Source organism: Mammaliicoccus sp. N-M50, assembly GCF_022386995.1.
Taxonomy (GTDB): domain Bacteria; phylum Bacillota; class Bacilli; order Staphylococcales; family Staphylococcaceae; genus Mammaliicoccus; species Mammaliicoccus sciuri_A.
In genome coordinates, this window is record NZ_JAJNJA010000002.1 from 85,170 (window position 1) to 98,274 (window position 13,105).

Annotated in this window: 17 protein-coding genes; 9 read left to right on the plus strand and 8 right to left on the minus strand. The window is 30.7% G+C overall.

The features are described 5' to 3' along the window. Window positions 1-7: 7 nt before the first annotated feature. Window positions 8-310: a hypothetical protein gene (locus LQ622_RS03760; protein ID WP_037588649.1), complete on the minus strand. Its 303-nt coding sequence runs from the start codon at window positions 308-310 to the stop codon at window positions 8-10. A 46-nt stretch (window positions 311-356) separates the two neighbouring features. After that, on the minus strand, window positions 357-1,208 hold the full coding sequence (locus LQ622_RS03765; RefSeq protein ID WP_037588647.1) for an MBL fold metallo-hydrolase: 852 nt from the start codon (window positions 1,206-1,208) through the stop codon (window positions 357-359). Between the two features lie 193 nt (window positions 1,209-1,401). Between LQ622_RS03765 and LQ622_RS03770 the strand changes: the two genes are divergently transcribed. The 3 genes from LQ622_RS03770 (at window position 1,402) to LQ622_RS03780 (ending at window position 3,593) form a co-directional block, all read left to right on the plus strand. Then, window positions 1,402-2,112, plus strand: a complete 711-nt coding sequence (locus LQ622_RS03770; RefSeq protein WP_037588645.1) for a transaldolase — start codon at window positions 1,402-1,404, stop codon at window positions 2,110-2,112. 362 nt (window positions 2,113-2,474) lie between these two features. Further along, window positions 2,475-3,332, plus strand: coding sequence for a cation diffusion facilitator family transporter (locus LQ622_RS03775; protein ID WP_126477611.1), 858 nt, complete (start codon window positions 2,475-2,477; stop codon window positions 3,330-3,332). A gap of 96 nt (window positions 3,333-3,428) precedes the next feature. Continuing rightward, window positions 3,429-3,593, plus strand: coding sequence for a hypothetical protein (locus tag LQ622_RS03780; protein WP_162841912.1), 165 nt, complete (start codon window positions 3,429-3,431; stop codon window positions 3,591-3,593). A gap of 96 nt (window positions 3,594-3,689) precedes the next feature. Here LQ622_RS03780 and LQ622_RS03785 read toward each other — a convergent pair whose 3' ends face one another. Next, the gene (locus tag LQ622_RS03785; RefSeq protein ID WP_239762036.1) at window positions 3,690-5,039 is read right to left on the minus strand and encodes a PepSY-associated TM helix domain-containing protein; all 1,350 of its coding nucleotides are present in this window, start codon (window positions 5,037-5,039) and stop codon (window positions 3,690-3,692) included. A 211-nt stretch (window positions 5,040-5,250) separates the two neighbouring features. On the opposite strand from LQ622_RS03785, the gene LQ622_RS03790 reads away from it, so the two are divergent. Then, window positions 5,251-5,640: a hypothetical protein gene (locus LQ622_RS03790; RefSeq protein ID WP_185805829.1), complete on the plus strand. Its 390-nt coding sequence runs from the start codon at window positions 5,251-5,253 to the stop codon at window positions 5,638-5,640. 67 nt (window positions 5,641-5,707) lie between these two features. Continuing rightward, window positions 5,708-6,340 (plus strand): HAD family hydrolase, encoded by a 633-nt coding sequence (locus LQ622_RS03795; protein WP_204173752.1) that lies wholly within the window; start codon window positions 5,708-5,710, stop codon window positions 6,338-6,340. Here LQ622_RS03795 and LQ622_RS15205 read toward each other — a convergent pair. Continuing rightward, window positions 6,331-6,459, minus strand: a complete 129-nt coding sequence (locus LQ622_RS15205) for an AraC family transcriptional regulator (RefSeq protein ID WP_481817263.1) — start codon at window positions 6,457-6,459, stop codon at window positions 6,331-6,333. The two genes, LQ622_RS03795 and LQ622_RS15205, sit on opposite strands and share 10 nt — an antisense overlap. 3 nt (window positions 6,460-6,462) lie before the next feature. Continuing rightward, entirely contained in the window at window positions 6,463-7,002 is a 540-nt protein-coding gene (locus tag LQ622_RS03800) for a hypothetical protein (protein ID WP_239774723.1), read from the minus strand. Between the two features lie 97 nt (window positions 7,003-7,099). Between LQ622_RS03800 and LQ622_RS03805 the strand changes: the two genes are divergently transcribed. Both LQ622_RS03805 and LQ622_RS03810 read left to right on the plus strand, forming a co-directional pair. Continuing rightward, a complete protein-coding gene (locus tag LQ622_RS03805) occupies window positions 7,100-7,555 on the plus strand; it encodes a hypothetical protein (RefSeq protein ID WP_126477607.1) in 456 nt (151 codons plus the stop codon). A gap of 24 nt (window positions 7,556-7,579) precedes the next feature. After that, window positions 7,580-8,401 (plus strand): DUF5996 family protein, encoded by an 822-nt coding sequence (locus LQ622_RS03810; protein WP_037588630.1) that lies wholly within the window; start codon window positions 7,580-7,582, stop codon window positions 8,399-8,401. A gap of 42 nt (window positions 8,402-8,443) precedes the next feature. On the opposite strand, the gene LQ622_RS03815 is transcribed toward LQ622_RS03810, so the two are convergent. Both LQ622_RS03815 and LQ622_RS03820 read right to left on the minus strand, forming a co-directional pair. Continuing rightward, complete coding sequence (locus LQ622_RS03815; RefSeq protein WP_239762033.1) at window positions 8,444-8,914, minus strand: competence protein ComK; 471 nt, start codon at window positions 8,912-8,914, stop codon at window positions 8,444-8,446. A gap of 76 nt (window positions 8,915-8,990) precedes the next feature. Beyond that, window positions 8,991-9,467, minus strand: a complete 477-nt coding sequence (locus LQ622_RS03820; RefSeq protein WP_037588628.1) for a sigma-70 family RNA polymerase sigma factor — start codon at window positions 9,465-9,467, stop codon at window positions 8,991-8,993. Window positions 9,468-9,745: 278 nt separating this feature from the next. Between LQ622_RS03820 and LQ622_RS03825 the strand changes: the two genes are divergently transcribed. Together LQ622_RS03825 and sagB are read left to right on the plus strand one after the other, a co-directional pair. Continuing rightward, complete coding sequence (locus LQ622_RS03825; protein WP_025905232.1) at window positions 9,746-9,967, plus strand: hypothetical protein; 222 nt, start codon at window positions 9,746-9,748, stop codon at window positions 9,965-9,967. A gap of 186 nt (window positions 9,968-10,153) precedes the next feature. Continuing rightward, window positions 10,154-11,083 (plus strand): peptidoglycan release complex glucosaminidase SagB, encoded by a 930-nt coding sequence (sagB, locus tag LQ622_RS03830; protein WP_239774724.1) that lies wholly within the window; start codon window positions 10,154-10,156, stop codon window positions 11,081-11,083. A gap of 1,090 nt (window positions 11,084-12,173) precedes the next feature. Here sagB and LQ622_RS03835 read toward each other — a convergent pair. Then, window positions 12,174-13,007 (minus strand): DUF6612 family protein, encoded by an 834-nt coding sequence (locus LQ622_RS03835; RefSeq protein WP_025905234.1) that lies wholly within the window; start codon window positions 13,005-13,007, stop codon window positions 12,174-12,176. Window positions 13,008-13,105: the final 98 nt, after the last annotated feature.

Genomic DNA, 13,105 nt, shown 5'->3' on the forward strand with positions numbered 1-13,105 from the left:
GTTTCCCTTAAATTATTCCGAAAAATCTTATTATAACGACAATATGATATAAAATGACGATGAATAAAACAATTGGTAATAGTTTATTCAATTTTGATAATGTTGAGTGTTTATCAGTTTGATATTTAATTGACTTATCAGTTGTAAAGACAGCAATTAATAATAAAATACCGTTTAATATACTACTTATTAGTACGAGTGAAACTAAAGATCCAAACATCGTTTCTAAAAGTGGATTTTGTGCACTTAAAAATAAACTAATAATAATAAGTATAATTGATATATAAAAATAGCGTTTAGCTTTATCCATGATGCCCTCCAAAAATTCCGTATAATCGTTTATGTTATCATATAAATTATTTTATTGCATCTAATAATTCCATTACTTCTTCAAAGTCGTCCATTTTTTTACAATGACTAGGAATGATAAAAAGAGAGGTATTCGCATTTTCTTTTAAATCAATAAGCTTTAAATGGGTTTCAATGAAAAGTTCGCCGTTGTATGCTTTGCGCAACAATCTTTTAGTAGGAAGGTCATTCTTTTGAATATTTGAACGGCACCATGCGGCATCGCTACACATAAAAATCATTAAATTAGAGAATGTCATCATTAAGCCAAATTGACCTGGCATGGCTCCTGGCAAATCATAGCTAACTAAAGCATCTTGATTGAAGACTTTATATCCTTTACCCAAAATAGGGTGTTCAGTTTGTACAAAATCTTCTACAAATTCAATGCGTTCTTTAAAGTTATCCGGCATAACATGAAAGCTTAATTGAAGGTTATTGTTGTTGGAAACTTGTTGTGTAATAAAATCATGATAAGCTTCACTTGAAGTTATGATTGTCGCATTTTTAAACGCGTTTAAATAACCGAGATGATGACTTGAAAAATTGGTAATGATACAATAATCGATCTCATCTGGATGTACATGATCTTTCAGCAACTGACTTGGTAAAGTTTCGTACACTTTATAGTCTTGTCTGCGAAATAATTTTAAAGTTTTTAAATCCGTACTTGGTTTCACATGTTCGGAAAAGCCTGTATTTATGAGTATTTTGAAATCATTAATTTCTAAATAGTAGGAAAAAATATAGTACCGTTCAACTCGGCTCGTAGGACTATTATTGATGACTGCTTCGTCACCTAAAAATGAACCGGTCGTATATAGTTTGAAATGCTTTATTGTTTCTATATTATCAGCCATCAAAATACACCACCTAAGCAATTTATATTACTTAAAAAATATTATTTGATTTATATTTATTCTTATTATGCCATAAAGCACCTCAAAATACATTTAAAATAACTCGGATATTGTCGTTTTAAACAAATAATTTAGTAAGCGATTGCAAATTATGGTACGATAAATGCACAACATGTAGAAAGGAATGAAATTCATGAGTAATCTTAAAGTACAAGTTTTTGCTGATGGTGCAGACATTGAAGAAATGAAACAAGCCTATCAGAATAAAGAAGTTGATGGTTTCACAACAAATCCAAGTTTAATGAAAAAAGCAGGTGTAACGGATTATAAAACATTTGCTGAAGATGTCGTTAAAGCAATACCAGATGCTTCAATTTCATTTGAAGTATTTGCAGATGATATAGAAACAATGGCTAAAGAAGCAGAAATTTTAAAACAATACGGTGAAAACGTATTTGTCAAAATTCCTGTTGTAAATACAAAAGGTGAATCAATGATTCCTTTAATTAAAAAATTATCAGAAAGTGATGTTAAAGTTAATGTCACTGCTGTTTATACAATTGAACAAGTTAAAGAAATAGTAGAAGCAATTAAACCAGGAGTTGAAACATATGTTTCAGTATTCGCAGGTAGAATTGCTGATACAGGTGTAGATCCACTACCATTAATGAAAGAATCAGAAAAAGTTTGTCATAGTAAAGAAGGCGTTAAATTATTATGGGCAAGTTGCCGTGAATTATTTAACGTTATTCAAGCAGACGAAATTGGCGTAGATATCATTACATGTCCTAAAGATGTAGTAGCAAAAGTACCAAACATCGGAAGAGATATCAATGAATTATCTGTAGATACTGTTCAAGGATTTGCTAAAGATATTAAAGCTAGCGGATTAAGTATTTTATAAGTATGAAGGTCATCGAACCCAACAAAGTTAACTAACTTTGTTGGGTTTTTTAGTTTTGTAAGTAAAATGATTTTTAGACGTTACAAAAGTAGGGCGGATTGTAACTAAGGCGGCACATAGTAACAAAAGTCGGTGGAAGTGTAACCAAGGGTGGCCATTGTAACAAATAATATCTGAACATATACTAAAAATTTTTAGATATATAAATACTATATTATAAGAGTATATGTACTTGAAATATAGGTATGCCTAAAACATAAATATGCGAAATAATTTATATTATTTTACGATAACTAATTCATTAACTTGTCTCAAATTTTGTTATATAATCATATTTCAGTGAAAAAATTGGAGTGTTGGAAATGGCAAATAATTTGAGAATTGCACAACGTGGCGCATATATAAGTTTAGTTACTTATATTATTCTTTCTATTTTGAAATATGTAGTAGGGACAACTTATAATTCAGCTGCATTAAAAGCGGATAGTTTAAACAACTTAACGGATATATTTGTTTCTGTGGCAGTACTAGTAGGGTTGAAGATTTCGGTCAAACCTGCAGATAAGAATCATCCTTATGGACACATGAAAACTGAAAATATTACAACTTTAATTGTATCTTTTATCATTATGTTTGTCGGGATAGAAGTTATTTCTAGCAACATTCCTAAATTACTTCAAGGTGACTATAGTGAACCTAGCACACTGACGATATGGGTCAGTTTTATAAGTGGTATTATTATGATTTTAGTATATTTGTTTAATTGGAAATTAGCGATTAAGACTAAAAGCACATCACTTAAATCAGCAGCAAAAGATAATTTGTCTGATGCGTTAGTCAGCATTGGTACTGGTATTGGCCTTATATTTACACAGTTTGGTCTACCTATAATTGATATTATTCTTGCTGTCATTCTTGGCTTTATTATAGTTTATACTGGTTTTACGATTTTTAAAGAATCGATATTCACGTTGAGTGATGGTTTTCATGAAAAAGATTTAAATAATTATATAGAAGAAATTGAAAATATAGAGGGCGTATTAGACGTACCATCTATAAAAGGGCGTTATCATGGTAATAGTGTATTTCTTGATGTAACGATCATTGTAGATAAAGATTTAACATTAGATGAAGCACATGATATTTGTGATTTAGTTGAACATCAATTAAAAGAAGCAGGCGCTTATTCATCTTATGTACATCCTGAGCCTAACTTGTAAACAATTTATTATGAAATTCAAATATTAAAATAAATTAAATAAGTATGATACTATTAGTGTATGAGTGTTTGATATATATCTAAGGGGATGTTATTCATGCAAATACTAGGAAAAGGATATGAGAATGACCATCATTATTTTCATGTTATTACTGATAAAAATCATCTTATAAAAGTTAGAGTTCCAGATGATATGGATGATCATGATTTAAGACACTTACTTGAAGCAGTTTGTAATGATTATGACGAGGCTAATAGCTAAGTTTAATGAATATATGAATGCATTAAATATTTGTATAAAAATAAGCATATCACGCTTAATCTGAATTTAATTTCAGATGCGTGATATGCTTTTTATTTACACTGTATTTAATCTATTATGTCGTCTCCATAAGAAGAATTCAATAATTGCGACTGGAATAAGTGATAATCCGAATAATGGCATTGCGATTCCTAGTATAACTAGGAAAACAATGAGTCCAATTGGAATTTGATTACTAGTTCTTATTGGTGCGCTAAATGAGTTGGATTTCTTTCTTTTCATCCATGATAAGAAACCAAATGTAATGCCACCAATAAAGGCTAAACAAACTAATAGGTTAATGATTTTATTTGCAGTTCCAAATAGATGACCTTCATGTAAAGGTATGCCGAAACTGAACCATTTACCGATAATACCATAATCATCATAGTCTACTTTATCTAAAAGTTTACCTGAATATTGATCGAAATATGCTGTTGTTTCTTCTTTTGGTGCAACGTCTAGTCCTGTAACACCTGTATTACTACTTTTCGAAACAGTGAATACACCTTTTTCATCAGAAGGGTAAACGATAGAGAATGGCTTTTTAATGCCATTTTCTTCAGCACTTGCGATAATATTTTCTAAACTTTGTTGTCCATCTGTACCAATCACATTACTCATAGAACCGTGATGTGCGGCATGTGGATCTTTTTTAGATGAAGGTTTCTCCTTAGTACGCGTTGCCCATGGTAATTCATTATCTTCTGATTCTGGTGGGTTAGCTTGTAATGCTGTATAGCCGAGCTTTGGATGATCCTCAGCAAATTGGTTAATTTGTTTACCCATAAGTGCTGACCATGGTAAGCCTGTTAGAACGATTATGAATATAGGAATTGCAATAATAAGTCCTATGATCGCGTGTAATCGTCTATTAAATAAGAATGATGATTTCTTTTTAGTTGGATTCAATGCTTTTGATTTAAAAGTTAAATAAATACCTGATATAATCATAAAAATTGTCCAACATGCAGCTAGCTCAACTAAATAATTTACAAAACTTCCACCAACGAATAATGAACTATGTGTTTCTCTTAATACGTTGGAATATGTATATTTAGCATTTTGATTTGCAACTCTTTGATTATGTTCATCCAAGAAAATATAGCGTGAATCTCCATCTTCATTCCCGATTGTAACTCTGTTATTGTATGGCTCATCCATAATACTAATCTTTTGAATGTCGTATCCTTTATATACATCTCTAATTTCTTGAATAGCATCATCTAATGATTGATGACCTTTCGTAGTGCTATCTTTAAAAAATTCATCATGGTAAATATTATTTTCTACATTTGTATAAAATAAATAACCAATACCTGTAAGTGAGAGTGTTAATAATAAAGGTGTGATAAAGAAAGCTGCATAAAAATGTAACCGTCTCAATGGATTAAAACTTTTGTTCATGTACTCAACCTCTATTTCAAATAATGTATAACTTCTATTTAACATTATTATTTTTTGAAATTAATTACAATATGGAAACGACGTAATTTTTGACGCTTTCGTGAATGCCGAAAAAATTATGTAATAAATGACTTGAAAATGTAATAATAAAATACTCTAAATATTCAGTTTAAGATGTTAAAATATAAGCAACGGGATGAGGTGAATGACTATGTTAACAAACCTAAAATTATTCGACGATCACGATAATCGTACTCAAATTATTAATCAATTTTACAATGGATTAAATCAAGAGAATATACACGATGCAGTCATTTCTTTAGAAGAAAGAAAGCATCAAGATTTTCCTCATGGTTCAGTATATTTTAAGAATGATTTATCAAATGCCAAACAAGATGAATTAAACTTAAATGAGTCAGATGGCTTATTTATTATTGAAGAGAATGGGACAGAAAAAGGTTCTATTATCCCATTACATGATATCGTGCAATATTTAGCAACAAATAGAGAACGCATTGCACAGGAAAAATCACTTAGTTTAATACAATTAGAGAACATTATCGATCGTTTAGAATTGACACTTAAATCAGAAGATTTATAATCAGAATAAGAGACCGGGATTAAGAATAGTCCTAGTCTCTTATTTTTTTAGAATGGAGTGTATGAACATGTACGATGCAATCATATTTGATTTTGACGGTACGATAATAGATACAGAAATTAATTTATTTAACACGTTAAATAAACACATTGAACAAAAGAATAACGAAAAGATAAGTTTAGATGAATATAAAGCTTCAATAGGATCAGTATCAGAAGCATTAAATGATAAAATATTGAATGCTTTAGGTTCAAAACAGGCTTTAGAAGAGATGTTTGAAGATCATTATGAAGGTACGAAATCTCTGCCTATTAAACCAGTGGTTAAAGATTTAATAGAATATGGTACTCAAAATCAAAAGAAAATGGGTATCGCGACTAGTAGTTATAAAGCACATATTATGCCTAATGTACAAAGATTAGAATTAGATAAATATGTCGATGTTATAAAAGGGCGTGAAGATGTTGCGTTTGTTAAGCCGAATCCAGAATTATACATTCAAGCAGCACATGATCTTGAAGTAGAACCAGAAAAGTGTTTAGCAATTGAGGACACGACGAATGGTGCACAAGCTGCAATAGATGCTGGTATGGACGTAATCGTTATAACGCATGAAATTACAGAAGATTTGAATTTTGATTCATTAAATATTTTAGCAAAGAATATAGAGGCTGAAGAGATTATCAATCGCTATTTGTAATGTGAATAGACATTGTATCTTTTTCTAAAAAGAAGCGGCGTCATGTTTCTATGATTTTTAAAGACTTTTGTAAAATGAGCTTGGTCATAAAAGCCATATTCTAAAGCTATTTCTGAAATAGATTAGTTTGAATTGAAGATAAGTGCCACAGTAGCTTCAAACAAATGACGGTTTCTATAATGATTGTGGTGGTAAAGACTTACATAAGAATCGTTAGTTGAAATTTTAGGATAAGGTGGCTGTTTAATATCATCTAATAACGCAATGATACGCGTTGAAACGGTCGTCGTTAATTGATCTTTATGATAAGGTGCAAGAATATTAAGCGTATTTAAGTGATCATATACTTTATCAAATTTGAAAGACTGAATAATAGGATAGAAATTTTTGAGTAAGAAGTATTCATAGATATTTGAAGCTAACGTATATATTAATAATTTATTAATATTCAGTATACATATTTGACCATTAACTGCATATATAAAGCTATATTCATCATATGGTACAATGCACAAAAATCCTTTATTCAATGTCATCATGTAATTCGATGTATGATAAAAAATATTAATATAACCATTTGTGACATATATGATCGATGCGTATTCATTATGATAAATCCATTTATTTTCATGTGAAATAAAGTTGATATTAAAATTAAACATTATTTTCACTCCTTCAAAATAGCAATTTTGAAAAATAATCAACGTAGTGATTGATTAATGTTATAATTAAAATATTAATGAATTTTAGAGGTGTGTAATGAATAACGAACAATATAAATCCATTGTTTATAAAAAGCTTTGGTTTATCAATAAAAAAGAAAAAAATATAGCGCATGAAAAATTAAACCATCATGCAGATAAAAATTTAATCGATGAATATGGTAAACCAAGTAAATTTGTGAATGAATTTGTAGAAAATGAAATTATAGATAAAGCAACACCACCAAGTAGTTTATATAAAGTAATTACGTTAGGTGGACTATTATTTGGAAATGTCTTAATGGCGGGCATTTTAATAACAGCTGCTTTGTTGATATTAGGGACATTTACATTATATTTCACAAAACCAATTGGTGAAGCATTAACATTACAAGCCTTATACCTTGTTATAGGTATTGTGTTATTTTTTATAGGTTATAAAGGTATCAAATGGGTAAATGCATTCTTTACAAGGCGTTTATTAATCGCTAGAAGATTTAAAGAATTTTCATAGATTACTGATTAGGGGGTGTTGTAGATGAGCTTGTTATATTTTGATGAATGGCGTGATACACGTGCAACAATAAGATATATTGTTCAAATTATGGGGAAATGTTGTTTAGCTGTGAATACACCTGAACCGTTATATAAGCACGTTATGTTAACTGTCAATCAAGTTGGGCTATCTACAGGTGAATTAAAAAAGGACAACCATACATTTGAAATTAACTTAGATTTAATCGATCAGTTATTAATCGTTAAAATAGATGAAAAGGAAGAATCAATGATCGTCAAATCTGGACGTACAATTCAAGAATATTATCACTTTATATTTGATACATTGCATGATAACGGCATTGATATTGCAATCAATACGAAGCCATATAATATTCCATATGAAAAAACGCTAGATGAAGATGATAAAGAACGCATCTTTAATCCAAAGACTGCATATCATGCACTTAGATTAATGCAGCAAGCTCAATATGATCATTATCAATTTTTGCATTCAAGAAATATTAAAGATGTCAAAACAGGATTGTTTTGGGATAAATTTGATGTAACATCTATTTTTTACGTAGAAGGTAATGATGAGTATACGGTATCACTTTGTTATTACTTTGGAGATAAATATAGAGAGTCTCCTTATTATATTATTAAGATTAATCCGTTTAAGCAAGATAAAATCAACTTGAAACAAGTAGAACCATCATATGCTGAATATAATGGTAAAGATGGAAGCTTTTTAATTTATGAAGAAGATTTAGAAAGTATTATTAGAAGAGATGAAGTACTGCTGACATTCTTTAATAGTGCATACCAAGCATTGTTATCAGGTGTAAGTAGCAAGTTAATATAGCATGACAAATAAAGCCGTTACGCAAATAAAGCGTAACGGCTTTTATATATTTGAGGGTAGATTTAGTCTGTTAAGATGATGCTTTTGAAACTGAATGAGTCTTAATGATTCACCGAGCTTTCTACTGATTATAGGATATTCATGATATATCACTTTCGTATGCTGATTAATTAATAACAATTTAGTGTAATGTTTGTATGCGTCGATATGAACAATGTGTTTACTGTTAATCAACATATAATTGTCGTTAGATTTAGCACTTGTTGGAAATAATACGAAATCTTCAGTGGCATAGATAAGAATGGGAAGAAGTTTAGAAATTTTTAGGACATATTTGGCGTAACGTTCTCTTGATTTTAAACTTGCACCTTCAATTTTCAGTGCTTCGTTAATAAGATAGGGGATAGAGTGGTTAGTATAAACGGTTGATTGATCTAAATATTCGATTTGGAATCTATAAGCTGAATCATCAGCGTATTTCAGTAATGTCATATTAGGGTTGATCAAAGTCATTTGATACACCTCCCTATATAACATGTTACTTAAATTTTGGAAAAAATGATTGTAATTTTTGAAGATTCATTTGTAATTAAAATAAAAAATGAGATTTTAATTTACGTCGTGCATTTTTACGATAGTACTTAATAGACGATTCACTTTTATTTAAATATATCGCAATTTCTTGAGTTGAGAAGCCTTGTAATGTTAGCTTTAACCACATGAGTTCATCTTGAGACAAAATCTCTAACATACTAAACGTTTCAAATTGATGAGTTTCAATGAAGCTTTGATCTAACATTTCATGATTTGAAGTGGGGGAAACACGGTTTGAATCTTTACTTTGCTTTCTGATACAGTCAATGAGGTAATACTTTAATTTCGTATATAAATATTTATCTAGTGAAGCGGTCTTTGAAAAATCATAACGCTCAATTTCAGTCCATAGTTTAATTAATAACAGTTGATAATAATCTTCGTAACCGTATTGGATATGATATCGATGCAGTAAATAATGAATCATATTTTTATATTGCTTATAATAATGTTCAAATTTGTGTTGTTTCATGTTGTCCTCTTTGGTGAGCATGCACACGGTTATTTCCGGATAAACGCATTGTAAATAATAAATAAGCACTTTAAAAATCAGTTAAATATTAAAAAAACGGACAAACTTTAAAATAGAACATAATTTATGAGATTATTTCGAAAAAATAAAGACTTTTTCTCGAAAATATCTTATAAAAACATAGATTGAAATGATTTACATTTTCGCTTCAAACGTGTATATTTGGTTATATATATGGACATATGTTTTATTGGGGCAAAGATTAGGAGGCTCATCATATGGATTACGAACATCTAAATTTAGAACACTTTTTTGCAAGAAATAATGACTTGAATACGATAAGAGATAACGCAGATTTTGTAATGATTAACAACGTAAACAGATTTATGAATTATAGAAATGGCGAAGAAGAGGGTACAATCAATTTAAGCCACTATAACTATAAGAATAGATCAGCGGCAATGTCATTTATATTTATGAATTATTCAACTTATAAATAAGCAAACATACTTTCAAAGCATGTTTGCTTTTTTTGTTGAAATATAATAGTAATTAAAACGTAACATTCTTATTTTTGAATAATAAGCCCTTATCCTATAGAATATAAAGAGTAAACTTTAATGCAATTGTAAAAATTAGGTAATAAATTATGATTGATGGTGGTTTACAAACACAGAGGTGAAACGATGAAGAATGCCAGGCTAGAAACCATTAAAAATTTAGTCATATTATCAATAGTCTTGTTAGTTATTGTTGGCCTGTTTTATTATTTGATTTCAGATCATTTGAAATTTTATGAAGTAGATAAACAAGAAGATAATGTAGAAGTTCCATTAACTTTAAGTAAAGCAGTAAATAAACAATATAAAAATGATACGAAAATGCAAGTAGCAACAGAGTCAGGCAATTGGAAAAATGCAACACGAAGCGAAATATATGAAGTGATGGATGTAGAAAAAATCTTAAATGATAAAAAACAAGTATATCAATTTCTGAACTTATCAGAGTATCAAGGAATTGAAGAAAAACGAATTCATCATATGTTAAGAAAGCAAGAAGTACTTGAAGATTATACAACAGAATTTTTAAATGCTGCTAAGAAAGAGCATGTTAATGAAGTGTATTTAATATCTCACGCGATATTAGAAACAGGTAATAATAAAAGTGAATTAGCAAATGGTGTCATGTTAACTGAGAAAGGGAAAGTAACGAAATCTAAAGAAGAATCTGATGGTAAAAAGTATTATAACTTTTATGGTGTCGGTGCTTTAGACAGTGATCCTATCGGAACAGGCGCAAATTACGCTAAAAAAAGAGGCTGGGATACACCTCAAAAAGCCATATCAGGTGGCGCGAAATTTATACATGATCATTATTTATCAAACCCAGAGCAAAACACATTATATAGTATGAGATGGAACCCAGAGAAACCAGGCGTACATCAATACGCAACAGATATCAAATGGGCACAAAGTAATGCACGTATAATAGCAGATTTCTATAACGAACTTAAAACAGAAGGAAAGTACTATATCGTATATAAATACGAAGATACAGATAAGTCACTTTCAATCAAAGCATTAGATGACAAATTAGATAAACAAGAAGAAAAATAGTAATTAAGAAGACTCGGGACAAACGTCTCGAGTCTTTTTTGTGTGAGTGGAGTATAGAAGTAGTCGTAATGGACTATTGTTATTAGCAGTATTGGCAAGAAGTGCAAATACTGGTGTCGTTATTAGCAAGTTTGCTGAGAAGTGCAAATACTGGTGTCGTTATTAGCAAGTTTGCTGAGAAGTGCAAATACTGGTGTCGTTATTAGCAAGTTTGGTGAGAAGTGCAAATACTGGTGTCGTTATTAGCAAGTTTAGTGAGAAGTGCAAATACTGGTGCCGTTATTAGCAGTTTTAATAAGAAGTGCAAATAGTGATGCCGTTATTAGCAGTTTTGTCAAGAAGTGCAAATACTGGTGTCGTTAATAGCAAGTTTGGTGAGAAGTGCAAATAACGAGTTCCTTGTTTACAAATCTCAGGAGTTTTGTAATTAAGGCAGCCCATAGTAACACTTCGGCCGAGTTTTGTAACTAAGGCAGTCCATAGTAACACTTTGGCCGAGTTTTGTAACTAAGGAGGCCGTTAGTAACACTTTGGCCGAGTTTTGTAACTAAGGAGGCCGTTAGTAACACTTTGGCCAAGTTTTGTAACTAAGGCGGTCCATAGTAACACGTCAGCTGAGTTTTGTAATTAAGGCAGTCCATAGTAACACTTCGGCCAAGTTTTGTAACTAAGGAGGCCGTTAGTAACACTTTGGCCAAGTTTTGTAACTAAGGCGGTCCATAGTAACACTTCAGCCGAGTTTTGTAACTAAGGCAGTCCATAGTAACACTTCAGCTGAGTTTTGTAATTAAGGCGGTCTATAGTAACGCTTCGACTGAGTTTTGTAACTAAGGAGGTCCATAGTAACACTTTGGCCAAGTTTTGTAACTAAGGCAGTCCATAGTAACACTTTGGCCAAGTTTTGTAATTAACAATCCCGTTATGAACAAGTTTGGCCAGAAGTGTTCACAAGGCCCCCGTTATGAACAAGTTTGGGCGAAAGTGTTCACAAGGCACCCGTTATGAATAAGTTTAGCCAGAAGTGTTCACAAGGGACCGCACCTATCCAAATCAAAAAAGACTCGAGGCATTAACCTCGAGTCTTTACTATTTATGATGCTTTATCTGAACTATTTGATGAACTACTGCTTGATGAGCTAGATGATCCGCCTTGTAAGTCTTCTATTTTCTTAGCGTCTTTTGCTTCATCTGGAATCTTAATTTCATCAATTTCGTTTAACTTATTATATGTGACGTTTGTCTTCATATCAGCGGTTTCGTCATCTTTAGTTAATTTAGCATTTAATTTGTATGAATCAATATGATTATCTTTATTTACTTTCAATACAGCATTACCTTTAACTTTATCAACTTGTGATTCAAATTGTTCTAGTTGATCTTTGTTACCTGAGGCGTTAGCTAACTTGGTAAAATCTTCTTTGTTTTTGATGTCATATGTAAGTTCATATCCATCGTCAACTTTTTTAGCTTTCGCATCTTTAAAAGCACTTAAAGTTTTTGCGTATTTTTCATAATTTAATTGATCTAGAGAACTATCGATATTCATATTTTCTACTTGAGAAGATAAGTCTACCCATTGGTCATCTACTTTAGCGAGCATTTTATCGCCTTGTACATAAATTGACATTTTTTGTCCAGCTTGGTCCATATCTAATTTAGCTGTTTCTTTTTCATCAACATCCATGCCAACTTCTACAGTTTGACTATCTTCGCCTTCAGCAGAAACTTCGATTTTGTTATCAGTATGATAACTTTTAACATCTTTCGCACTACTTTGTAAGTCTTTTACGACTTGGCTAGAACTTTTAGTGTCATCTTTCTTTTCTGATTTTGTATCAGAATCTGAACTATCTGAGCCATTCCCGCATGCTGCTAAAACAAGTGTTGATGATAAAAATAAACTTCCAAGTATTCTATATTTCATATTACTTCCTCCTTTGTTTTAACTATACTAACACTATGCAATTAATAATAGCAAAAAATTATATAATTACATAAGTTATTAATGTAAATTATTTGAGT

Excerpts from the sequence above, each read along its gene's own strand:
- LQ622_RS03760 (WP_037588649.1), bottom strand. The coding sequence starts at position 310 with ATGGATAAAGCTAAACGCTATTTTTATATATCAATTATACTTATTATT.
- LQ622_RS03765 (WP_037588647.1), bottom strand. The coding sequence starts at position 1,208 with ATGGCTGATAATATAGAAACAATAAAGCATTTCAAACTATATACGACC.
- LQ622_RS03770 (WP_037588645.1), top strand. The coding sequence starts at position 1,402 with ATGAGTAATCTTAAAGTACAAGTTTTTGCTGATGGTGCAGACATTGAA.
- LQ622_RS03775 (WP_126477611.1), top strand. The coding sequence starts at position 2,475 with ATGGCAAATAATTTGAGAATTGCACAACGTGGCGCATATATAAGTTTA.
- LQ622_RS03780 (WP_162841912.1), top strand. The coding sequence starts at position 3,429 with ATGCAAATACTAGGAAAAGGATATGAGAATGACCATCATTATTTTCAT.
- LQ622_RS03785 (WP_239762036.1), bottom strand. The coding sequence starts at position 5,039 with ATGAACAAAAGTTTTAATCCATTGAGACGGTTACATTTTTATGCAGCT.
- LQ622_RS03790 (WP_185805829.1), top strand. The coding sequence starts at position 5,251 with ATGTTAACAAACCTAAAATTATTCGACGATCACGATAATCGTACTCAA.
- LQ622_RS03795 (WP_204173752.1), top strand. The coding sequence starts at position 5,708 with ATGTACGATGCAATCATATTTGATTTTGACGGTACGATAATAGATACA.
- LQ622_RS03800 (WP_239774723.1), bottom strand. The coding sequence starts at position 7,002 with ATGTTTAATTTTAATATCAACTTTATTTCACATGAAAATAAATGGATT.
- LQ622_RS03805 (WP_126477607.1), top strand. The coding sequence starts at position 7,100 with ATGAATAACGAACAATATAAATCCATTGTTTATAAAAAGCTTTGGTTT.
- LQ622_RS03810 (WP_037588630.1), top strand. The coding sequence starts at position 7,580 with ATGAGCTTGTTATATTTTGATGAATGGCGTGATACACGTGCAACAATA.
- LQ622_RS03815 (WP_239762033.1), bottom strand. The coding sequence starts at position 8,914 with ATGACTTTGATCAACCCTAATATGACATTACTGAAATACGCTGATGAT.
- LQ622_RS03820 (WP_037588628.1), bottom strand. The coding sequence starts at position 9,467 with ATGAAACAACACAAATTTGAACATTATTATAAGCAATATAAAAATATG.
- LQ622_RS03825 (WP_025905232.1), top strand. The coding sequence starts at position 9,746 with ATGGATTACGAACATCTAAATTTAGAACACTTTTTTGCAAGAAATAAT.
- sagB (WP_239774724.1), top strand. The coding sequence starts at position 10,154 with ATGAAGAATGCCAGGCTAGAAACCATTAAAAATTTAGTCATATTATCA.
- LQ622_RS03835 (WP_025905234.1), bottom strand. The coding sequence starts at position 13,007 with ATGAAATATAGAATACTTGGAAGTTTATTTTTATCATCAACACTTGTT.